This is a genomic window from Serinicoccus shuyuelongi (genome assembly GCF_045032955.1).
Lineage (GTDB): Bacteria > Actinomycetota > Actinomycetes > Actinomycetales > Dermatophilaceae > Ornithinicoccus.
Window position 1 is genome coordinate 164,537 of sequence record NZ_JBJFZU010000010.1, and the last position, 20,409, is coordinate 184,945.

Here is a 20,409-nt window from a genome sequence, read left to right on the forward strand (position 1 = left end):
TAGAGTGACGGGGTGGACCTCGACGCACTGGTGGGACGGCGCCGGGGGGCGTGGGCCCGGCTCGACGCCCTCGCCCGGCGCCGACGGCTGTCCGGGGCGGAGGCCGACGAGCTGCTGGACGGCTACCAGCGGGCGGCGACCGACCTGTCGGTGGTCCGCTCCAGCGCCCCCGACGCAGCGGTGGTCAGCCACCTCTCGACGCTGGTGGCCAGGGCCCGGGCACGGGCGGCGCGGGTCCGCACGGTGAGCTGGTCCGGCGTCGGACGGTTCTTCGCCGAGGACTTCCCGGCCGCGCTCTACCGGCTGCGCTGGTGGTGGGGGATCACCGCGCTGGCGAACGTGGTGGTGGGCCTGGTGCTGGGCTGGTGGTTGGTGCAGAACCCGGTGGTGGAGCAGTCGCTGCTGTCCACCGAGGAGGTCACCGAGCTGGTCAACGTCCGGTTCGAGTCCTACTACAGCGAGAACGCGGCCAGCAGCTTCTCCACCCTGGTCTGGGTCAACAACGCCTGGGTCGCGGCCCGTTGCCTCGGGATGGGGGTGCTGGGGTTCCCGGTGATCTGGGTGCTCTGGCAGAACATCGCCAACGTCGCGGTGATCGGCTCGCTGATGCACCGGCACGGCCGGGCGGACGTCTTCTGGGGGCTGCTGACCCCGCACGGGCTGCTGGAGCTGATGGCGATCTTCGTGGCGGCCGGGGTCGGCCTCCGGCTGTTCTGGGCCTGGGTCGCGCCCGGCCCGCGGACCCGGCTGGCCAACCTGGCGGCCGAGGGACGGACCGCTGCGGGGGTCGCGATGGGGCTGGTGGTGGTGCTGCTGCTCTCCGGGCTGATCGAGGGCTTCGTCACTCCCTCCCCGTTGCCCACCTGGGCCCGGGTGGGGATCGGCGTGGCGGCCCTTGGGTTGTTCTTCGTGTATGTCTTCACCCTCGGTCGTCGGGCCGCGCGGCGGGGCGTCACCGGTGACGTGGGCGGCGACCTGCAGGCCGCCACCGCGCCCACCTCCGGCTGAGCGACAGACTCAGAGCAGGCCCTGGGCCTTGAGCGCCAGGTAGTGGTCGGCCAGCGCGACCGGCAGCCGCTCGGGGGTCTCGTCCAGCACGCTCACCCCCAGCTGGCCCAGGGCCAGCGAGGTGCGGTGCCGCAGCGTGCCGGTGCGTTCCGCGGCGGCGGCGTCGTAGACCTGCTCGATCCCGGAGGTGTCGGTGCGCATCCGGTCCAGCTCGGGGTCGGCGACCGAGGCCACCACGACCCGGTGGTGCGCGGTCAGCGTCGGCAGCACCGGGAGCAGGCTCTCCTCGACCGCGGCCGGCTCCAGCGGGGTGAGCAGCACGACCAGGGCCCGGCGCCGGGTCAGCCCGTTCACCGCACCGGCGAGCATCGGCCAGTCCGTCTCCAGCAGCACCGGCTCCAGGGTGGACAGGGCGCTCACCATCTCGTGCAGCAGCCCGGAGCGGGCAGCACCGCCACGGGAGCCGACCCGGGCGCGGACGGTGCGGTCACCGGCCAGCAGGTCCACCCGGTCACCGGCCCGGGAGGCCAAGGCCGCCAGCAGGAGCGCGGCGTCCATCGCCGCGTCCAGCCGGGGCTCGTCCCCGACCCGTCCGGCGCTCAGCCTGGCCGTGTCCAGCACCAGGATCACCCGACGGTCCCGCTCCGGCTGCCAGGTCCGGACCACCACGTGCTGGCGCCGGGCGGTGGCGCGCCAGTCGATGGAGCGCACGTCGTCCCCTTCGACGTAGTCGCGCAGCGAGTCGAACTCGGTGCCCTGGCCACGGGTCCGCACGGCCGACCGGCCGTCCAGCTGTCGCAGCCGGGCGAGCCTGCTCGGCAGGTGGCGTCGGGACCGGAAGGGCGGCAGCGAGCGCACCGACCCGGGCACCGTGACGGTGCGCTGCCGTCCGCCGAGGCCGAGCGGACCGTGGCTGCGGACGGTGACGCCGACCGCCGGCCTGTCTCCTCGCCGGGTCGGGCGCAGGACGGTGGTGACCGCTCGCCGCTCGCCGCCGGGCACGTCGAGGGTATGCCGGGCCCCGTCCGCCCCCGCCGAGGGCACCCACGCGTCGCGCAGCACCCCCCGCAGCCGACGGGAGCCGGGGTTGGTGAGGGTCAACGTGCTGCTGGTCACCTCCTGCAGCCGTACCTGGGGCACCGGTCCACGCTCGAGGCGCAGGGCGGCGGGGGAGGTGGCCAGCAGCGTGTCCAGCACCACCAGCAGGGCGGTGCCGAGCAGCCAGGCGAGCGCCACCGGCCCGGCCCGGCCCGGCCACAGCAGGACCGGGACCAGGCCCAGCAGGACCAGGCCTACGACGGGTCCGCGGACGATCATCGACGCCTCAGCGCGGGACGGGGACGCTGGCCAGGACCGAGTCCAGCACCGAGGCTGCGGTGACGCCCTCGAGCTCGGCCTCGGGGCGCAGGGACACCCGGTGCGAGAGGGTGGCCCGGGCCAGCGCCTTCACGTCGTCGGGGGTGACGAACTCGCGTCCCGAGAGCCAGGCCCAGGCGCGGGCCGTGCCCATCAGGGCGGTGGCCCCACGGGGGCTCACGCCCAGCTGCAGGGACGGGGCGCTCCGGGTCGCCCGGGCCAGGTCCACGACATACCCGATGACCTCGGGGGTGAGCTGCACCTGGCGGACCGCCGCTGCCCCGGCGGCCAGGTCGGCGGGGGTCGCGACGGCGCGCACCCCGGCCGCGGCCAGGTCGCGGGGGTCGAAACCGGCGGCGTGCCGCTCCAGCACCTGGACCTCGTCCTCGCGGGGCGGCAGCGGCAGCACCACCTTCATCAGGAAGCGGTCCAGCTGGGCCTCGGGCAGCGGGTAGGTGCCCTCGTACTCGACCGGGTTCTGGGTGGCGGCGACCAGGAAGGGGGAGGGCAGCGGGCGGGCGGTGCCGTCCACCGTCACCTGACGCTCCTCCATCGCCTCCAGCAGCGCGGACTGGGTCTTCGGCGGGGTGCGGTTGATCTCGTCGGCCAGCATCAGGTTGGTGAAGACCGGTCCGGGGCGGAACTCGAACTCACCGCGCCCGGCGTCGTAGACCATCGACCCGGTGACGTCGCCGGGCATCAGGTCGGGGGTGAACTGCACCCGCTTGGTGTCGATGGACAGCGCCGCCGCGAGGGTCCGCACCAGCAGGGTCTTGGCGACCCCGGGCACCCCCTCGAGCAGGATGTGCCCGCCGGCCAGCAGCGCGACGATCATCCCGGAGACGGCCTGCTCCTGGCCCACGACGGCCTTGCCGACCTCGGCCCGCACGGCGTGCAGGGCGGCACGGGCCGCCGCACCGTCGGTGTCTGCGGTGCCGCGAGCGGTGTCCCGGTCCTGCGGGTCTGTCTCCTCGGTCATGGTGTCCTCTCGGTCGTGCCGGGCCCGGTCGTGCTCGGGTCGGTCGTGCTCGGGTCGGTGGTGCTCGGGTCGGTCGTGCCCTGTCGGGCGGGGTCGGACAGCTGCTCCTCCAGGACGCGGACCTGCCGCACCCGGTGCACCAGGGCGGCGTCGTCCGGGAGGTGGCCGGGGTCGACGAGCAGCGTCCTGACCTCCGCGGCGGTGCGGCCGGTGGCGGTGGCGACGGCGTCGGCGAGGGCCTCCGGGTCGATGCTGCGGGGCAGCCCGAGCCGGGGGGCGGTGCGCCGTCGTGCCCCGGCCTGCACGGCGCGCAGCGCGTGCTCCCGGTCGGCCGCCTGACGGTAGAGCCGACCCCGGCTGCTGGTGGTCTCGCTGGCGCGAACCACCGCCGGGAGCGGCTCGACGACGACCGGCCCGAGCCGGCGCCCCTGCCACAGGGCGAGGGCCAGCACCGCGCCGGTGAGCAGCACCACGGCGGCGGTCAGGTTGCGGGGCAGCACGTCCCACAGCGAGCCGGCGGCGTCCAGACCGGCGTCGCCGGGCTGCGGGAGGACCCAGACCAGCCGGTCCCCGCCGCCGAGCAGGCGCAGGGCCAGCGCGGCGTTGGCCTCCTCGGTGACCCGCGCGTTGGTCCAGCTGGTGGCCGCCCCGACCAGCACCGTCTCCGGCCGGTCCTCGGTCGCCGGGAAGGTCAGCAGCGCGCCCTCGCGTCCGCCTCCCAGGTTGTGGCCCGCCCCGGGCGGGTAGCAGGCGGTGACCTCGGTGCGGTCCGGGCCGTCGGCCGAGAGCAGCACGTCCCAGCCGCTGAGACGGTCCCCGTCCCGGGCGAACGGGTCGTCGCAGTCCGCGACCACCGGTATACCGGACCCCCAGGCGGTGCTCACGTCCAGGCCGAGGGCCTCTCCGACCCGGGTCTGGGCCCCCGGGACCAGCACCACCAGCCGGTCCGCCCCGGTCAACGAGGCCACCAGCTCGGGGCCGGACTCGGGGCCCAGGTAGTCGGTGTGCGGGAGCAGCACCGTGGTCCCGGCGGTGACGTCGCCCGGGTCCAGGTCGGCCGACCCGGTGACCAGCTGCACCTCGACGCCCTGCTGCTGCAGCACCTGGGCCACCGCCTGCGCACCGCCGGGGCCGTTGTTGCGCGGGTGCAGGGGTTCGTCGGCCTGCGGGGTGCTCAGCAGCGCGGCCACCAGCACGGTCGCGACCAGGAGCAGGACCCAGGGGGCGAACCGGCGCACCCGCGTCACCGGAACGGTCCTGCCAGGCCGGGCGCGGCCGCCAGCTCGGGCCGGGTGTCCCGCAGCCCCGCGTCGAGGTCGATCAGCTCCTGCGCCGTGCCGGCGTCGCCCCGCCCGCTGCCGTAGCGCACGGTGTCGAAGGCCTGGGCGGCGCGGCCCAGCGGGTCCGCGTGCCCGGGGAAGACCGGCCCGAGGGCGAGGGCCACCTCGTACGCGGTCAACCCCGGCCGGTCCTGCAGCAGGGTGCGTTCAACGGCGCCGGCGGTGATGGCGCGGTAGGCCTCGAGGGTGGCGGTGCCGTGCTCACCGCGGGCCAGGGCGGCACGGGCCTCGGCGCGGTACTCCTCGGCGCTACGGCGGACCCCGTCCAGCACCGACCTCCCGGGGGCCTGCTCGCGCAGCCGTCCGGTGCGCCAGCGGTCACGGGTGGCGAAGGCGAGCACCGCGGCGACCACGGCCAGCACCAGCACCAGCAGGGCCCACGGCGTCCACGAGGGCAGCTGCCCGGCGAGCGAGACGTCCGGGAGCAGGTCGACGAACCAGCTCCACAGCCGGACCAGCCAGGACTCGCGCAGCTGGTAGTCGCCGTCGGCGAGCTCGCTCTCGAGCAGCCGGCGCGCCTCGTCCCGGTCCGGGTCGAGGGCGGCGCGCGGCAGGGTCAGGACGCGGGGTGGCACGGGGTCGACGGCGTGGCCTCAGCGGGCCCGGGAGGCGGCGCGGTCCTGGGCGGCGCGGACCAGCACCAGGTCCAGGCCCTCACGACGCATCCGCTGGTCCAGGTAGAGCAGCGCCGTCACACCGGCGGTGAACGGGATGGTCACCGCCCCGACCACCAGCTGCAGCAGGTGGTCGGTCACCAGCACCGTCGTCGAGACGGGCGAGGTGGGCAGGCCCGCGGACTCCAGGCCGAAGATGAGCACGGCGGTGACCGGCAGCTGGACGACGGTCGCGAAGATCGTGGTGACGATGCCCGCCAGGAAGGTGATGCCGACGATGCGCCAGGCCTGGGCCCCCTTGGTCAGCTGCCAGGCGCGGGTCAGCCCCCGCCAGGGACCGACCCGCTCGAGGACGACCGGCGCCGGGGCGAGGGAGAGCCGGCAGCCGGCCCACACCATGACGACCAGGCCGCCGAGCACCAGCAGGATGATCCCGAGGACCCCCAGGACGCCCGATCCGGACTCGGACGCAGCCACCGCGACGCCGGCGATACCGAGGATCAGGCCGACCGTGAGGATGGCGAACAGCACGCCGATGAGCAGCACGGTCCCGATCAGCGCGGGCAGCCGGCCACGGACCGTCTGCCAGGTGCCGGCCAGGCCCGCGCGCTCGCCGAGCACGGCCTCGCCGACGACGTGCACGATCATCCCGGTCAGGGCGATCGAGGACAGCATCGAGAAGACCACGTTGATCAGCCCGGTCGCCGCGGCGGCGTCGACCTCGGACACCCCGGACAGCGCCTGCACGGCGAGCAGGGTGAGCAGCAGGGACGGGACCAGCAGCACGGCGAGCACGATCAGGCCCATGCCGATGGTGGCCTCGGGGTTGCGGCGCAGCGTCTGCAGCGCCCCGCCGAAGATGTCGCCGAGGGAGAGCGGGCGCAGCGGCACCACGCCCGGCTGGTGCATCCGGGCCAGCTGCTCCGGCGGGAGCTGGTGCCAGCTCGGCGGCTGCTGGCCGGTGCTGCCGGGGCCGTAGGCGGAGCCCTCAGCACCGAACCCGCCCGGGACCGGCTGACCCGGGACCGGCCCGCCCGGGGGCGCGACTCCGCCCGGGGCCTGCGGGATGGGGGGCGGGCCGGGCTCCCCGCCCGGGTGCCTGAAACCCCCGGGTGGCGGCCCGAAGGGTGGCTGGCTCATCCGCCTGCTCCTCGCGTCGTCCGTCGCTGGTCGGAGGCCTCCTGCACCGCGAACCCCCCGGCCCGCTGCTCTGCCTCGCGTGCGGTCATCGGCTCGGCGCCCAACGCCTCCTGCGCCGCCACGATACCCGGCTCGGCACGTCGCAGGACGTGCCCACGCCGCCACAGCGTGAGCGGCGGCTTGCGTCGTTCCGCGAGGTCGCGGACCAGCCGTCGCCCGAAGGTCGTCCAGGGTCGGTTGCGGATGCACCAGGCTTCCGCGAGCAGCCCGCGCTCACGCAGCCCGGCCACCGTGTGGGCCGCGAAGATGCCCTCGGCGATCACCACCGGGTGCTCGCCCCGCTCGACGACGTGGTGCCCGCTGACGGCGGAGGCCCCCAGGTCGTAGACCGGCATCCTGGCCTCGCGCCGGGTGCACAGCGTCTCCAGGGCCACCAGGGCCGCGTCCAGGTCCCAGGACCCGACGTCGTCCCAGTCGGGCAGACCGAGGGGGCTCATCGGCAGGTCGGTGTCGGTACCCGCGCGGTAGAAGTCGTCCAGCTGGACGACCGGCCACCCGTGCCCCTCGTGCAGCCGGGCGGCGAGCCGCGACTTGCCGGCACCGCTGGGTCCGGCGAGCACGAGGACCCGGGCGGTCGGCAGGGGGCGGTCCATGGGGGTCAAGTGTAGGCAGCGTCCGGGCCGGGTCAGCCCAGGACGGAGATCAGGCCCAGGGCCAGCGCCGCCCCGAGGGCGGCGATCGCGGGCCAGGACAGGTCCTGCCGCGTCCGGGCGCCCTCGCCGACCTGCAGCTGGCCCCCGTCGAGGCGCCAGCGCTGCAGGGCCCGCTGCACGACGTCGGCGACGGTCTGCGCGGTCACCCCACCGGTGCCGCGACGTCGGGTGGTCTCGGCGAAGTCGTCGATCCCGGTACGGCGCACCCGCTCGCGCTTCACCGGCACGGCCCAGGAGCTGTGCCGCCGTCCCTGGTGGTCACGCAGCTCGAGCGACCACTGGTGGGTGATCTCGTCGACGGCGTCGAAGGGGACGGTCGTGTCGCTCACCACGTTGGCCAGCACGACCCGGTCGGCCAGCAGCCGGACGTGCGGGCGCAGGAACAGCACCCACGCCACGGTGGCGATGCCGACGATCAGCGCGATCGCGCCCAGCACACCGTCCTGGCGGCCCACGGACACGTCCCAGGCGGTGAGCGCGGTGAGCACACCGGCCCCGGCGACCATGGTCCAGCCCAGGATGCGGGCGGGCATGGTGCGGTAGACACCGATCAGCTCACCGGTGGGCCGGGCACCCGGGGTCTGCGTCATGGGAAAAGTCTACGGGCCACCTCAGAGCGCGGTGAGCTCCTGCATACCGGCGCGCACCGCGTCCAGCCGAGCCGTGGCCTCGTCCCGGGCGGCGGCGAGCCCGTCGCGGGAGCCCACCGGGACGATCGCCTCCAGGTAGACCTTGAGCTTGGGCTCGGTGCCGCTGGGACGCACGATCACCCGGGTGTCGTCCTCGAGCAGGAAGCGCAGCCCGTCGGTCGGCGGCAGGTCACCGTCACCGAGCGACAGGTCCTCGACGCTGCGGACCGGCACCCCACCCAGGTCCCGCGGCGGCTGCTCCCGCAGCCGAGCCATCACCGGGGGGATCTGGGCGAGGTCGTCGACCCGGACCGAGAAGGCATCCGTCTGGTGGACCCCGTGCCGGACCGCCAGGTCGTCGAGCACGTCGGGCAGCGTGCGCCCCGCGGCCTTGAGCACGGCCGCCTGCTCGGCGGCCAGCAGGGCCGCCGTGACGCCGTCCTTGTCCGGCACGGTGGCCGGGTCGACGCAGTAGCCGAGCGCCTCCTCGTAGCCGTAGGCCAGGCCGGGGACCCGACCGATCCACTTGAACCCGGTCAGGGTCTCGACCGGTTCCAGCCCGGCGTCCACCGCCATCGCGCCGAGCAGCCGGGAGGAGACGATGGACCTGGCCAGCACCCGGCGCCCGCCGATGGCCCTGCCGCGGTCGATCACGTGCTGGCCGAGCAGCGCGCCCACCTCGTCGCCGCGCAGCATCCGCCAGCCGGCACCGTCGCGGACCGCCAGCGCGCACCGGTCGGCGTCCGGGTCGTTGGCGATGACCAGGTCCGGCCCGACCTGCTCCGCCAGCTCCAGCGCGGCGTCGATGGCGCCGGGCTCCTCCGGGTTCGGGAAGGCCACCGTGGGGAAGTCGGGGTCCGGGCGGGCCTGGGAGGCGACCAGGGCGGGGGCCGGGAAGCCGGCGCGCTCGAAGGCGGCCTGCACGACGTCGGAGCCGACCCCGTGCAGGGAGGTGTGCACCACCGACAGGTCCCGCGGGGTGGCCGGGTCCAGCACCGCCACCGCGGCCTCCAGGTAGGCCTCCAGCACGGACCCGTCCACCGTCTGCCACCCGTTCTCGGCGCGCGGGACCTCGGCGACCGAGGTCACGGCCGCGATCTGGTCGGCGATGTCGCGGTCCGCGGGCGGCACGATCTGCGACCCGTCGCCGAGGTAGACCTTGTAGCCGTTGTCCTGCGGTGGGTTGTGGCTGGCGGTGACCATCACCCCGGCGTCCGCGCCCAGGTGGCCGATCGCGAAGGCCAGGACCGGGGTCGGCAGCGGACCCGGCAGCACCAGCGCGCGGCCCCCCGCGGCGGTGACCACGGCGGCGGTGTCCAGCGCGAAGACGTCGGAGTCGTGCCGCGCGTCGAAGCCGATGACCACGGTCGGCCTGGTGGCGGCCGCGTCGTCACCGGGGTCGGCCTTCTCCAGCACGTCCTGCAGGTATGCCGTCAGCCCAGCCGCGGTGCGGATCACCACGGCCCGGTTCATCCGGTGCGGTCCCGCACCCAGCTCGCCCCGCAGCCCTGCGGTGCCGAACTCCAGGAAGCCCGAGAAGCGGTCGGCGAGGTCGGTCGCGGCCTCGTCGTCACCGGCCTCGGCCCGGTCGAGGACCTGGGCCAGCTCCTCCTGGGTCCGAGTGTCGGGGTCGTCGGCCAGCCAGGCCCGGGCGGTCGTCAGCAGCTCGTCGTGCGTCATGGCGCTCACCTCTCAGATGCGCTCGACGATGCGGGCCAGCAGCTCGCCGCAGCGTTGGGCGGCCGCCTGCCCGGCGTCGAGGACCTCCTGGTGGTCCAACGGGTTCTCGCTGATCCCGGCCGCGGCGTTGGTGACCAACGAGACGCCCAGCACCTCGAGCCCCGCCTGCCGGGCCGCGATCGCCTCCAGGGCGGTCGACATACCGACCAGGTCGCCACCGAGCACCCGGGCCATCCGCACCTCGGCGGGGGTCTCGTAGTGAGGTCCGGGGAACTGGACGTAGACGCCCTCGTCGAGGGAGGGGTCGATCTCGCGGGCGAGGTCGCGCAGCCTGGCGGAGTAGAGGTCGGTGAGGTCGACGAAGTTCGCGCCCTCGACCGGGGAGGTGGCGGTGAGGTTGATGTGGTCGCCGATGAGCACCGGGGTGCCCGGTGCCCACTCCGGACGCAGCCCGCCGCAGCCGTTGGTGAGCACGACGGTGGAGCACCCGGCGGCGGCCGCGGTGCGCACGGCGTGCACCACGGAGCGGACGCCCTTGCCCTCGTAGTAGTGGGTGCGGGTCCCGTAGACCAGGGCGCGGCGGCCGCTGGCCAGCGGGATCGAGCGCATCGTCCCGGAGTGGCCGGCCACCGCGGCGGCGGAGAAGCCCGGCACGTCCGCGTGGTCCACCTCCGCGTCGGCCGCACCGAGCGCGTCCGCCGCGGGCTTCCAGCCGCTGCCCAGCACCAGGGCGATGTCGTGCCGGTCGGCACCGGTCCGCTCGGCGATCACGGCGGCGGCCGCCCGGGCCACCTCCTGGGGGTCCGTGCGGGGGTCGTCGAGATCGAGGTCAGCACCAGAAGTCACGACGCCAGGGTAGCGATGGTTGGATGGGTGCGTGAGTGCTGCCAACAAGTCCGTCGTCGTCATCGGTGGTGGCCCGGGTGGCTATGAAGCTGCGCTGGCCGCCGCGCAACTCGGGGCGGAGGTGTGCGTCGTCGAGCGTTCGGGCCTGGGCGGGGCCGCGGTGCTCACCGACTGCGTGCCCAGCAAGGCCCTGATCGCCACCGCGGACTTCATGGACCGGTTCAGCGCGGCCAAGCGGATCGGGGTCCACTTCGACGGGGCGCAGGTGCCCGGCGACCAGGGGGTCACCGCGCACATCACCGACGTCAACGCGCGCATCCTGGAGCTGGCGCAGGCGCAGAGCCGGGACATCGGCGAGCGGCTGGAGTCCGCCGGGGTCGAGGTCGTCCAGGGCGCCGGTCGGCTGCTCGGCGGCGGACGGGTCGAGATCGTCGAAGGGGTCGGGGAGGTCGAGTCCGGCGAGGAGCCGGCTCCGCACGACGACGACGCGGCACGGGCCCGGGGCCGTCGGGAGCTGAGGGCCGACATCATCCTGGTCTCCTCCGGCGCCCGTCCCCGGGTGCTGGACACCGCCCGTCCGGACGGGGAGCGGATCCTCACCTGGCAGCAGATCTGGGACCTCACCGAGCTGCCCGAGCACCTCGTGGTGATCGGCTCGGGCGTCACCGGCGCCGAGCTCGCCCACGCCTACCTCGGGCTGGGCTGCAAGGTCACCCTCATCTCCTCCCGCGACCGGGTGCTGCCGGGGGAGGACGCGGACGCGGCCAACGTGGTCGAGGAGGTCTTCCGGCGTCGGGGGATGACCGTCCTGAACCGGTCGCGTGCCGCGGGCGTCCAGCGCGACGGTGACGGCGTGGTGGTCAGTCTCGAGGACGGCCGAGAGGTGCGCGGCAGCCACGCGCTGCTGGCCGTCGGCTCGCTGCCGAACACCACGGACATGGGCCTGGAGGAGGCCGGCGTCCGGGTCACCGGCTCCGGGCACGTCGAGGTGGACCGGGTCTCCCGGACCAGCGCCGCCGGCGTGTATGCCGCGGGGGACTGCACCGGTGTCTTCCCGCTCGCCTCGATCGCCGCCATGCAGGGCCGGATCGCGGTCGCGCACTCGCTCGGGGACGCGGTCGCTCCGCTGAGCCTGGGCAAGGTCAGCTCCAACATCTTCACCGACCCCGAGATCGCCACCGTCGGCGTCAGCCAGGCGGACGTGGACGAGGGCCGGGTGGACGCCCGGGCGGTGATGCTGCCGCTGAACAAGAACCCCCGCGCCAAGATGCAGAACCTGACGGACGGCTTCGTCAAGCTCTTCGCCCGCAGCGGCAGCGCGACCATCGTCGGAGGTGTGGTGGTGGCCCCCCGGGCCAGCGAGCTCATCTTCCCGATCGCGCTCGCGGTCGCCAACCGGCTCAACGTCGACCAGTTCGCGGCCACCTTCACGGTCTACCCGTCCATGTCGGGGTCGCTGTCCGAGGCGGCACGCCAGCTGCACGAGATCGCCGACTGACCCTGCACACTGGGGGTCCACGTCGAAAGGAACCTCACATGTCCAAGGCACTCGTCCGACCCCGCTCCGGCAAGATCCTCGCCGGGGTGTGCGCAGCACTGGCCACCCGCTTCGGGGTGCCGAAGTTCCTGGTCCGGCTCGGCTTCCTGATCTTCGGCGTGGTGGGCATCGGTGAGATCGTCTACATCCTGCTGTGGATCATGATCCCCAAGCAGGACTGACCACCCCTCTCCCCACCGGGCGTCGGGAGTGGTTGCTCTCAGGCGCACCGGGCGTCGGAAGTGGTTGCTGCTGACAGGTTCAGGCAACCACGAGCGACGCCCGGTGGGTCCATGAGCAACCACGGGCGACGCTCGGTCAGTCCTTGAGCTCGCAGATCGCCGCGCCGTTGCCGACGGTGTCGCCCACCGCGGCGGTCAGGCCGGTCACGGTGCCGGCCTTGTGCGCCTTGATCGGCTGCTCCATCTTCATCGCCTCGAGCACCACCACGACGTCGCCCTCGGCAAGCAACTGGCCCTCCTCGACGGAGATCTTGACGATGGTGCCTTGCATCGGTGCGGTCACCGCGTCCCCGGACGCGGCCGCGGCACCGCCGGCCCCCCGGGCCCGCTTGGGCGCCTTCTTCCGGCCACCGCCGTTGCCCGAGCCACCGCCCAGCGAGAGCCCGCCCGGCAGGGTGACCTCGATCCGCTGGCCGCCCACCTCGACGACCAGGCTCTGCCGCTCGGCTACCTCGCTCGGGTCCTCGGCGGTGGGCCCCGAGTACGGCTCGATCCGGTTGTCGAAGTCCGTCTCGATCCAGCGGGTATGCACGGTGAAGGGGGCGTCCGCGTCGTCCGGGGCGAACGCCGGGTCGGCGACCACGGCGCGGTGGAAGGTGAGCGCGGTCGGCATACCCTCCACCTCGAACTCGGCGAGCGCGCGACGGGACCGGGCCAGCGCCTGCTGACGGTCCCGGCCGGTGACGACCAGCTTGGCGAGCATCGAGTCGAAGGCGCCGGCCACGGCGTCGCCCTGCTCGACGCCGGAGTCCAGGCGCACGCCCGGACCGGTCGGCGGTCGGAAGACCAGGGCGGTGCCCGGCGCCGGCAGGAAGTCCCGGCCCGGGTCCTCGGCGTTGATCCGGAACTCGATCGAGTGCGCGTGCGGCTCCGGGTCGTCGTAGCCGATCTCCTCGCCGTCGGCGATGCGGAACTGCTCGCGGACGAGGTCGATCCCGGTGACCTCCTCGGTGACCGGGTGCTCCACCTGCAGCCGAGTGTTCACCTCCAGGAAGGAGATGTCCCCCTCGGGCCCGATGAGGAACTCACAGGTGCCCGCGCCGACATACCCGGCCGCGCGCATGATCGCCTTGCTCGCCCGCACCAGCTCGGTGTGCTGCTCGGCGGTCAGGAACGGCGCCGGGGCCTCCTCGACCAGCTTCTGGTTGCGGCGCTGCAGCGAGCAGTCGCGGGTGGAGACCACCACGACGTTGCCGTGCTGGTCGGCCAGGCACTGCGTCTCCACGTGCCGGGGACGGTCCAGGAAGCGCTCGACGAAGCACTCGCCGCGACCGAAGGCGGTGACCGCCTCGCGCACGGCCGAGTCGAAGAGGTCCGGGATCTCCTCGATCGTGCGGGCCACCTTGAGCCCGCGGCCCCCACCGCCGTAGGCGGCCTTGATGGCCACCGGCAGCCCGTGCTCCTCGGCGAAGGCGACGACCTCGTCCGGGCCGGCGACCGGGTCCTTGGTGCCGGGCACCAGGGGCGCCTGCGCCTCCAGGGCGATGTGCCGGGCCTTGACCTTGTCGCCCAGGCTGTCGATCGCCGCGGGGGAGGGGCCGATCCAGGTCAGCCCGGCCTCGATCACGGCGGCCGCGAACTCGGCGTTCTCGGCGAGGAAGCCGTATCCGGGGTGCACCGCGTCCGCACCGGACTCCGCCGCCACCTCCAGCAGCTTCTCCTGCACCAGGTACGACTCACCCGGGGTGGACCCGCCCAGGGAGTAGGCCTCGTCGGCGACCTTGACGTGCAGGGCGTCCCGGTCGGGGTCGGCATACACGGCCACGGCGCCCAGACCGGCGTCCTTGCAGGCTCGGGCGATGCGCACGGCGATCTCGCCGCGGTTGGCAATGAGGACCTTGCTGATCGGCATGACGCACACCCTAGACCCAGCGGTATGCCGGTCCGAACCGGTCCGCGCGTCGTCTCAGCTGAGCCGGGCGACGTCCTCGGCGCACCGTTGCTCCAGCTCGTCCAGCTCGCGCAGGCTGTCCTCGATGTCGCGCCGCCGGCGCTCCAGGTCGGAGCGACGGTCCCCGATCTGGGTCAGCAGGTAGCGCAGCTGGCCCACCTCTCCCGGCTGGTCGTCGTACATGTCCAGGATGGTCGCGATCTCCTCCAGGGAGAAGCCGAGACGCCGCCCGCGCAGGATCAGCGCCAACCGGGTCCGCTCCCGCCGGTGGTAGATCCGACGCTGCCCGTCGCGCTCGGGGGACAGCAGGCCGAGGTGCTCGTAGTGCCGCAGCGCTCGGTGGGTGACCGCGTACTCGTCGGCGATCTGGGCGATGGTCCACGTCGGCGTGGTCGGGTCGATCACGGTTGTCCTTACGTCAAGGGCGGGTGGTGCCATCTTGCTTGACCTTCGCGTCAAGGTCAAGCAGGATGGGAAGGACACGGGGGTGCCCCGCACCCCTTCCCGAGGCGAGCGAGGACCGGACGGCGATGTTCGAACTGACCCAGGACCACGAGGAGTTCCGAGCGCTGGTGCGCGAGTTTGCGCAGGGGGAGATCGCACCGCACGTCGAGCAGTGGGACAAGGACTCGCACTTCCCGACCGAGCTGGTGCCGAAGATGGGCGAGCTCGGGCTGTTCGGGCTGAACGCGCCGGAGGAGTTCGGCGGCGCCGGCACCGAGCACGGGGGCTTCACCTACACGTGCCTGGCGATCGAGGAGCTCGGGCGGGTGGACCAGTCCATCGGCATCACCCTCTCGGCGGGCGTCGGTCTGGGGATCAACCCGATCCTGTCCTTCGGGACCCAGGAGCAGAAGGAGCGCTTCCTGCCCGACCTGGTGGCCGGGCGGACGCTGGCCGGGTTCGGGTTGACCGAGCCCGACGCCGGGTCCGATGCGGGCGCGACCCGGACCCGGGCCCAGCTCGAGGACGGCAGCTGGGTGCTCAACGGGTCCAAGGCGTTCATCACCAACTCCGGCACCGACATCACCTCCGTGGTCACCGTCACCGCGAAGACCGGTGAGAGCGCCGAGGGCAAGCCCGAGATCAGCGCCGTCATGGTCCCGGCGGGGACCGACGGGTTCGTGGTGGAACCGGCATACCGCAAGCTGGGCTGGCACATCTCGGACACCCACGGCCTCACCTTCGAGAACTGCCGCGTGCCCGAGGACCACCTGCTCGGGGACCGGGGCGCCGGCTTCCGGCAGTTCCTCAAGACCCTCGACGACGGCCGGATCGCGATCTCCGCGCTGGCGCTCGGCTGCGCCCAGCGGATGCTGGACGAGTGCACCGCCTACAGCCAGCAGCGGATCGCCTTCGGCCGCCCGATCGCCGTCAACCAGGGGGTCTCTTTCCAGATCTCCGACCTGGCCGTGATGGTCGAGGCGGCCCGGGTGCTGACCTACAAGGCGGCCTGGCTCAAGGACGAGCAGGAGGCGGGGCGCCGGTCCGTCGAGCAGGTCAAGCAGGCCGCGGCCATCGCCAAGCTGTACTCCACCGAGGCCGCGGTGAGTGCGACCCGGATCGCCACCCAGATCTTCGGCGGCAACGGCTTCATGGAGGAGTACCCGGTGGCCCGGTTCTACCGCGACGCCAAGATCCTGGAGATCGGCGAGGGCACCTCGGAGGTGCAGCGGATGGTCATCGCCCGCGGTCTCGGGCTGCCGGCGCGCTGAGCCCGGCGGCTGGTGGCACGATGAGCGGCATGACCCACGACGGCGCCGCCGGGGACCCCCGGGTGGCCGACCTGCGCGAGCGGTTGCGCCGCGCCCACCAGGACTCGGCCGGCCCGAGCGAGCGGGCGCGCGCCAAGCTCGACTCGCAGAACAAGCTGTACGTGCGGGACCGCATCGCCCTGCTCTTCGACGAGGGGACCTTCGTCGAGGACGGCCGGTATGCCAACGCCACCGCGAGCGGGCTGCCCGCCGACGGGGTGGTCACCGGACGCGGTGAGGTGGACGGGCGCGCGGCGATCGTGGTGGCCAACGACCCCACGGTCAAGGCCGGGTCGTGGGGCGCCCGCACGGTGGAGAAGATCATCCGGGCCACCGAGGCGGCCCTGCGCGAGGAGCTGCCGGTCTTCTGGTTCGTCGACTCCGCCGGGGCGCGGATCACCGACCAGGTCGACCTCTTCCCGGGGCGTCGCGGGGCGGGGCGGATCTTCCACAACCAGGTCGCGCTGTCCGGCAAGGTGCCGCAGATCTGCTGCCTCTTCGGGCCGAGCGCGGCCGGCGGCGCCTACATCCCGAGCTTCACCGACCTGATTATCATGGTCGAGGGGAACGCCTCGATGTACCTGGGCAGCCCGCGGATGGCGGAGATGGTGGTGGGGGAGAAGGTCAGCCTGGAGGAGATGGGTGGCGCCCGGATGCACTGCACCGTCTCCGGGGTCGGCGACCTGCTCGCGGCGGACGACGCCGAGGCCATCGAGCTGGCCCGGCACTTCTTCTCCTACCTGCCCGAGTCGTGGCGCGCCCCGGTGCCCGCGTACCAGGGTGAGGAGCCGGCGGCACCGCTGCACCGGCATACCGTGCCCGAGGCGGAGACGGTGCCCTTCGACGTGCACGAGGTGATCGACGGTCTCGTCGACGACGACAGCTTCTTCGAGGTGAAGCCGCTGTTCGCCGGGGAGCTGGTGGTCGGCCTCGGCCGGGTCGACGGGCAGAGCGTGGGCATCGTCGCCAACAACTCGGCGGTCAAGGGCGGGGTCCTGTTCACCGACTCCGCGGACAAGGCCTCCCGCTTTATCTGGCTGTGCGACGCCTACGGCATCCCGCTGCTCTACCTGGCCGACGTGCCCGGTTTCATGATCGGCTCCGAGGTCGAGCGCGGGGGCATCATCCGGCACGGCGCCAAGATGGTCTCCGCCGTCTCCGAGGCCACCGTGCCGCAGCTGTGCGTGGTCGTGCGCAAGGCCTACGGCGCCGGTCTGTATGCCATGGGCGGGCCCGGGTTCGGCCCCGAGGCGACCATCGCGCTACCGACCGCTCGGATCGCGGTGATGGGCCCCGAAGCGGCCGTGAACGCGGTCTACGCCAACAAAATCGCCGAGATCGCCGACGAGGACGAGCGGCAGGCGTTCGTCGACGCCCGTCGCGCGGAGTACCTGGAGGACGTCGACCTCGAGCGGCTGGCTGCGGACCTGGTCATCGACGCGGTCGTGGAGCCGGAGGACCTGCGCGCCGAGGTGGTGCACCGCCTGCGGTATGCCGCCCGCCGGGACCGGCACTTCTCGACGCGGCACCGCAGCATCCCGCCGGTCTGACCGGTGGCCTCACCCCGCCCTGGTGCTGGGGCGCCCGCGTTGAGAGAGTAGGGCGCGAGAGCGCCGCTCCACCGCGAGCGGCCACCGTGACCGGCATGCCGTCCGAGCGTCGTGCCGGCCTGACCCCGCAGAGAAGGGCACGACATGAGCGCGAGCACGATCACCCTCAGCCGGCAGGTGCCGGTCCCCGCCGATCGGGCATACCGGGCGTGGGTGGAACCGGAGGAGCTCTCCGGCTGGTGGTGGCCCCAGTGGCAGGACACCCGTTACGACCTCGAGCCGAGGGAGGGCGCCGAGTTCCGCATCCACAGCGCCGAGGCAGGTGTCGGCGTCACCGGCGTCCTGACCACCGTCGAGGAGTCCCGGCTGCTCACCATGACCTGGTTGTGGATCAACGGCGAGGACACCATCGTCCAGGACCTGGTGGACGTGGTCGAGGTGCGCTTCACCGACAACGGCGAGGGGTCGGTGGTGACCGTGCTGCACACGTCGACCGAGCACGAGACCGATGGCGGCGCCGAGCAGGGCTGGAACGACGTCCTGGACCGGCTCCCGACATATTTGGTCGAGGCACGCTGAGCGCGCCCCGCTGAGCGCACACGCGGGGGACCGCCCCGCCCGTACCAGCCCGCTCAGGTGGTCAGGACGTCCACCCCGAGCGTGGCCAGCAGCCCGAAGGCGACGCCCCAGAGGATGATCGAGACCACCTGCCACAGCACCACCACGCGTGGCGTGGCGCCGAACGAGACCAGGGCGGCGGAGGTGATCTGGCTGGGCAGGATGGTCTGGCCGAGCAGGCTCACCCCGGCCACCCCGTAGCGGTCGAAGGCGTTGCGCAGTTTGGTCCGCCGCGGCGACATCTCCGGCGTTTCGCGGTCGCGCAGCGCGCGCGCCCGGGCCCCTTGGGTCACCCGCACGAAGACGAGCATCGAGATGATGTTGCCGACGATCGCCGCCGGCACCGCGACCAGCGGGTGGATCCCCGCCACGATGCCGATCGCCGAGCCGAGGTAGGACTCGACGAAGGGGATCGCCGAGATGGCGAGGACGCCGAGCACCGCGGTGAAGGTCGGGAGCGAGGCGACGAAGGCCTGCAGGTCGTTGATCATGAGTTCCCCTCGGAGTAGTACGGTGTGTTGGTGGCAACACTAACACGCCGTACTAGTCGCACTGGACGGGCTCAGCGCAGGTACTCCTCCCACCAGGCCAGGATGTGCTCGAAACGCTGCTGACGGTGCCGGGGCTGACCGGCGCGGGAGAGCTCGTGCCCCTCGCCGGGGAAGATGAGCAGCTTGCTCGGCACCCCGTTGCGCTGGAGCCGTGCGAAGAGCCGCTGGCCCTGCTCGAGCGGGCACCGGAAGTCGCGCTCCGAGTGGATCACCAGGGTGGGGGTGGTGATGTTGTCGGCCCAGGTCAGCGGCGACTGCTCGTGGGTGAACTGTCCGGCGTACTCGTCCGCGAAGAACCAGCCGATGTCGCTGGTCCCGGCGAAGCTGTCCCAGGCGTTGACGGCGCGCTCGCTGATCGCGGCGGTGAACCTGTCGGTATGCCCGACCAGCCAGGTCGTCATCAGTCCCCCGTAGGAGCCGCCCTGCACGCCGACCCGTGAGCCGTCCAGCCCCGGCAGGGTGAGGGCGTGGTCCAGCAGCGCGGTGAGGTCGGCGACGTCCACCGTGCCGATCGCCTCCTTGAGCACCCGGCCGTGGTCGGCGCCATAGCCGGAGCCGCCGCGCGGGTTGCCCATGACGACGGCATACCCCGCCCCGGCGAGCACCTGGGCCTCGTCGAAGAGGTTGCCGGAGTACTGCGCGTAGGGGCCACCGTGGATCATCAGCACCACCGGGTGCCCCGCCTTGCGGCGCGCACGGGTGCTGGGGCGGAACAACCACCCGTGCACCGGGTAGCCGTCGTTCGCGGAGGCGTTCAGCTCCTCCGGCTCGATCGGGTCGGCTGTCCCGGTGAGGTGACCGGCGAAGTCGGTCCGTCGAGTGAGCGGCTCGTCGGTGCGGCCCACGAAGATCTCCGCGTGCGAGGTGCGGGTGCCGCCGACCGCGACCACGACGTCACCGTTCGCGGCGAGCGCGCTCACGCTCACGTGCCCGTCCAGCAGCACCGCTCCGGAGGCGAGGTTCCGGACGACGCTGTCGCCCCGGTGCTCCAGGGCCGCGACCACGCTGCCGTCCCCGGCGATCACCGGCGGGCAGGCGGCACCGTCTGTCTCGGCGTCGGTCAGCGCGAGCCCCGGACCGTCGAGTCGGCGCAGCACGGCGTTCCGGGCGACGAAGTCCTGCTTGGACGGTCCGAGGTCGGCCGCGCCGTAGACGGCGGTCCCGTCGGGACCGACGTGCAGGCTGCCGACCGAGGAGGTGCCGTCGGTGTGCCGGCGGAAGCCGCGGCCGCGCAGGTCCACCGAGCAGATGTCGCTGACCAGGGTGTCCGGGACCCATCCGCCGCGTCGGTCCCGGGAGGCGACGAAGGCCACCCGGGTGCCGCCGTGCAGGAAGGTCGGGCCGAGGTCGTCGCCGCGACCACGGGTGAGCTGCGTGCTCTCCGGGAGCTTCTCGGCGTCCTCGGCGTCGGCGGCGGGCGCCTGCGACAGGTCGACGAGGAAGATCTTGCTGGGCCGGTCGAGCACGTAGCCGAGGCCGTCCGCCAGGTAGGTGGCGTGCTCGATGAGCCGAGGTGCCTCCTGATCGGGCTTGATGTCGTCGTCGGTCCCGTACCGCCCCTCCTCGGGGACGCGGGCGGCGTACGCCAGGTGGGTCCCGTCCGGCGACCAGCCGAAGGAGGAGACCCCGAGCGGCTGCTCGGTGAGCCGTCGGGCGTCACCACCGTCGGCCGGGAGCACGTGCAGCTGCGGGGGTCCGTCCTCGCCGCCGCGCAGGAAGGCCAGCCGCGAGCCGTCGGGGGAGTAGCGCGGTGCGGAGTCGCGGGTGTCCTGGGTCAGGCGCACCGGCTCACTGCCCTCCTCCCGCAGGTCGAGGCGCCACAGGCTGGTGCGGTAGCGGTTGTCCTCCACGTCCGGTCGGGCGACGGTGAAGACCACGTCTCGGCCGTCGGGGTGGACCGTGGGGGAGGACAGGGTGCGGATCTTGGTCAGGTCTCCAGGCTTCACCCGTCCGACCCTACG

General features: G+C 73.4%; 19 protein-coding genes. 6 read left to right on the plus strand and 13 right to left on the minus strand.

Going from position 1 to position 20,409, the window contains the following annotated elements; all coding sequences use genetic code 11:
* The first annotated feature begins 12 nt into the window (after positions 1-12).
* On the plus strand, positions 13-1,008 hold the full coding sequence (locus ACI3EY_RS12635; RefSeq protein ID WP_405038264.1) for a stage II sporulation protein M: 996 nt from the start codon (positions 13-15) through the stop codon (positions 1,006-1,008).
* A 9-nt stretch (positions 1,009-1,017) separates the two neighbouring features.
* Here the strand turns inward: ACI3EY_RS12635 and ACI3EY_RS12640 are convergent, their stop codons facing one another.
* The 9 genes from ACI3EY_RS12640 to ACI3EY_RS12680 are packed head-to-tail and all read right to left on the minus strand — an operon-like array spanning position 1,018 to position 10,305.
* Positions 1,018-2,325, minus strand: coding sequence for a DUF58 domain-containing protein (locus ACI3EY_RS12640; protein ID WP_405038263.1), 1,308 nt, complete (start codon positions 2,323-2,325; stop codon positions 1,018-1,020).
* A 7-nt stretch (positions 2,326-2,332) separates the two neighbouring features.
* Complete coding sequence (locus tag ACI3EY_RS12645; protein ID WP_405040601.1) at positions 2,333-3,343, minus strand: AAA family ATPase; 1,011 nt, start codon at positions 3,341-3,343, stop codon at positions 2,333-2,335.
* Entirely contained in the window at positions 3,340-4,590 is a 1,251-nt protein-coding gene (locus ACI3EY_RS12650; protein WP_405040602.1) for a DUF4350 domain-containing protein, read from the minus strand. The genes ACI3EY_RS12645 and ACI3EY_RS12650 overlap by 4 nt, the downstream gene beginning before the upstream one ends.
* Entirely contained in the window at positions 4,587-5,258 is a 672-nt protein-coding gene (locus ACI3EY_RS12655; protein ID WP_405040603.1) for a DUF4129 domain-containing protein, read from the minus strand. Before ACI3EY_RS12655 ends, ACI3EY_RS12650 begins: the two co-directional genes overlap by 4 nt.
* 18 nt (positions 5,259-5,276) lie before the next feature.
* A complete protein-coding gene (locus tag ACI3EY_RS12660; protein WP_405040604.1) occupies positions 5,277-6,437 on the minus strand; it encodes a hypothetical protein in 1,161 nt (386 codons plus the stop codon).
* Positions 6,434-7,090 carry a uridine kinase family protein gene (locus ACI3EY_RS12665; protein WP_405040605.1) on the minus strand — a complete coding sequence of 219 codons (657 nt, stop codon included), beginning with the start codon at positions 7,088-7,090 and terminating at the stop codon, positions 6,434-6,436. The genes ACI3EY_RS12660 and ACI3EY_RS12665 overlap by 4 nt, the downstream gene beginning before the upstream one ends.
* Before the next feature lie 32 nt (positions 7,091-7,122).
* Complete coding sequence (locus ACI3EY_RS12670) at positions 7,123-7,740, minus strand: hypothetical protein (protein WP_405040606.1); 618 nt, start codon at positions 7,738-7,740, stop codon at positions 7,123-7,125.
* A 21-nt stretch (positions 7,741-7,761) separates the two neighbouring features.
* Positions 7,762-9,459 carry a phospho-sugar mutase gene (locus tag ACI3EY_RS12675; protein WP_405040607.1) on the minus strand — a complete coding sequence of 566 codons (1,698 nt, stop codon included), beginning with the start codon at positions 9,457-9,459 and terminating at the stop codon, positions 7,762-7,764.
* Positions 9,460-9,471: 12 nt separating this feature from the next.
* Entirely contained in the window at positions 9,472-10,305 is an 834-nt protein-coding gene (locus ACI3EY_RS12680; protein ID WP_405040608.1) for a purine-nucleoside phosphorylase, read from the minus strand.
* A 31-nt stretch (positions 10,306-10,336) separates the two neighbouring features.
* On the opposite strand from ACI3EY_RS12680, the gene ACI3EY_RS12685 reads away from it, so the two are divergent.
* On the plus strand, positions 10,337-11,803 hold the full coding sequence (locus ACI3EY_RS12685; protein WP_405040609.1) for an NAD(P)H-quinone dehydrogenase: 1,467 nt from the start codon (positions 10,337-10,339) through the stop codon (positions 11,801-11,803).
* Between the two features lie 38 nt (positions 11,804-11,841).
* The gene (locus ACI3EY_RS12690) at positions 11,842-12,024 is read left to right on the plus strand and encodes a PspC domain-containing protein (protein ID WP_405038253.1); all 183 of its coding nucleotides are present in this window, start codon (positions 11,842-11,844) and stop codon (positions 12,022-12,024) included.
* Between the two features lie 136 nt (positions 12,025-12,160).
* Here ACI3EY_RS12690 and ACI3EY_RS12695 read toward each other — a convergent pair whose 3' ends face one another.
* Positions 12,161-13,936 (minus strand): acetyl/propionyl/methylcrotonyl-CoA carboxylase subunit alpha, encoded by a 1,776-nt coding sequence (locus tag ACI3EY_RS12695; RefSeq protein WP_405040610.1) that lies wholly within the window; start codon positions 13,934-13,936, stop codon positions 12,161-12,163.
* Between the two features lie 54 nt (positions 13,937-13,990).
* Entirely contained in the window at positions 13,991-14,377 is a 387-nt protein-coding gene (locus ACI3EY_RS12700) for a MerR family transcriptional regulator (protein ID WP_405038280.1), read from the minus strand.
* Between the two features lie 128 nt (positions 14,378-14,505).
* Here ACI3EY_RS12700 and ACI3EY_RS12705 point away from each other — a divergent pair, with 128 nt between their 5' ends.
* The 3 genes from ACI3EY_RS12705 (at position 14,506) to ACI3EY_RS12715 (ending at position 17,858) form a co-directional block, all read left to right on the plus strand.
* On the plus strand, positions 14,506-15,690 hold the full coding sequence (locus ACI3EY_RS12705) for an acyl-CoA dehydrogenase family protein (RefSeq protein ID WP_405038251.1): 1,185 nt from the start codon (positions 14,506-14,508) through the stop codon (positions 15,688-15,690).
* 20 nt (positions 15,691-15,710) lie between these two features.
* Positions 15,711-17,279, plus strand: a complete 1,569-nt coding sequence (locus tag ACI3EY_RS12710; protein ID WP_405040611.1) for an acyl-CoA carboxylase subunit beta — start codon at positions 15,711-15,713, stop codon at positions 17,277-17,279.
* Positions 17,280-17,423: 144 nt separating this feature from the next.
* Positions 17,424-17,858, plus strand: a complete 435-nt coding sequence (locus ACI3EY_RS12715; RefSeq protein WP_405040612.1) for an SRPBCC family protein — start codon at positions 17,424-17,426, stop codon at positions 17,856-17,858.
* 53 nt (positions 17,859-17,911) lie between these two features.
* On the opposite strand, the gene ACI3EY_RS12720 is transcribed toward ACI3EY_RS12715, so the two are convergent.
* Entirely contained in the window at positions 17,912-18,388 is a 477-nt protein-coding gene (locus tag ACI3EY_RS12720) for a hypothetical protein (RefSeq protein WP_405038247.1), read from the minus strand.
* Positions 18,389-18,459: 71 nt separating this feature from the next.
* Positions 18,460-20,394 (minus strand): S9 family peptidase, encoded by a 1,935-nt coding sequence (locus tag ACI3EY_RS12725; RefSeq protein WP_405038246.1) that lies wholly within the window; start codon positions 20,392-20,394, stop codon positions 18,460-18,462.
* Between the last annotated feature and the right edge of the window lie 15 nt (positions 20,395-20,409).

Coding starts and splice junctions, on each gene's coding strand:
- ACI3EY_RS12640 (WP_405038263.1), bottom strand. CDS start 2,325: ATGATCGTCCGCGGACCCGTCGTAGGCCTGGTCCTGCTGGGCCTGGTC.
- ACI3EY_RS12710 (WP_405040611.1), top strand. CDS start 15,711: ATGAGCGGCATGACCCACGACGGCGCCGCCGGGGACCCCCGGGTGGCC.
- ACI3EY_RS12660 (WP_405040604.1), bottom strand. CDS start 6,437: ATGAGCCAGCCACCCTTCGGGCCGCCACCCGGGGGTTTCAGGCACCCG.
- ACI3EY_RS12695 (WP_405040610.1), bottom strand. CDS start 13,936: ATGCCGATCAGCAAGGTCCTCATTGCCAACCGCGGCGAGATCGCCGTG.
- ACI3EY_RS12720 (WP_405038247.1), bottom strand. CDS start 18,388: ATGATCAACGACCTGCAGGCCTTCGTCGCCTCGCTCCCGACCTTCACC.
- ACI3EY_RS12715 (WP_405040612.1), top strand. CDS start 17,424: ATGAGCGCGAGCACGATCACCCTCAGCCGGCAGGTGCCGGTCCCCGCC.
- ACI3EY_RS12675 (WP_405040607.1), bottom strand. CDS start 9,459: ATGACGCACGACGAGCTGCTGACGACCGCCCGGGCCTGGCTGGCCGAC.
- ACI3EY_RS12705 (WP_405038251.1), top strand. CDS start 14,506: ATGTTCGAACTGACCCAGGACCACGAGGAGTTCCGAGCGCTGGTGCGC.
- ACI3EY_RS12690 (WP_405038253.1), top strand. CDS start 11,842: ATGTCCAAGGCACTCGTCCGACCCCGCTCCGGCAAGATCCTCGCCGGG.
- ACI3EY_RS12645 (WP_405040601.1), bottom strand. CDS start 3,343: ATGACCGAGGAGACAGACCCGCAGGACCGGGACACCGCTCGCGGCACC.
- ACI3EY_RS12670 (WP_405040606.1), bottom strand. CDS start 7,740: ATGACGCAGACCCCGGGTGCCCGGCCCACCGGTGAGCTGATCGGTGTC.
- ACI3EY_RS12665 (WP_405040605.1), bottom strand. CDS start 7,090: ATGGACCGCCCCCTGCCGACCGCCCGGGTCCTCGTGCTCGCCGGACCC.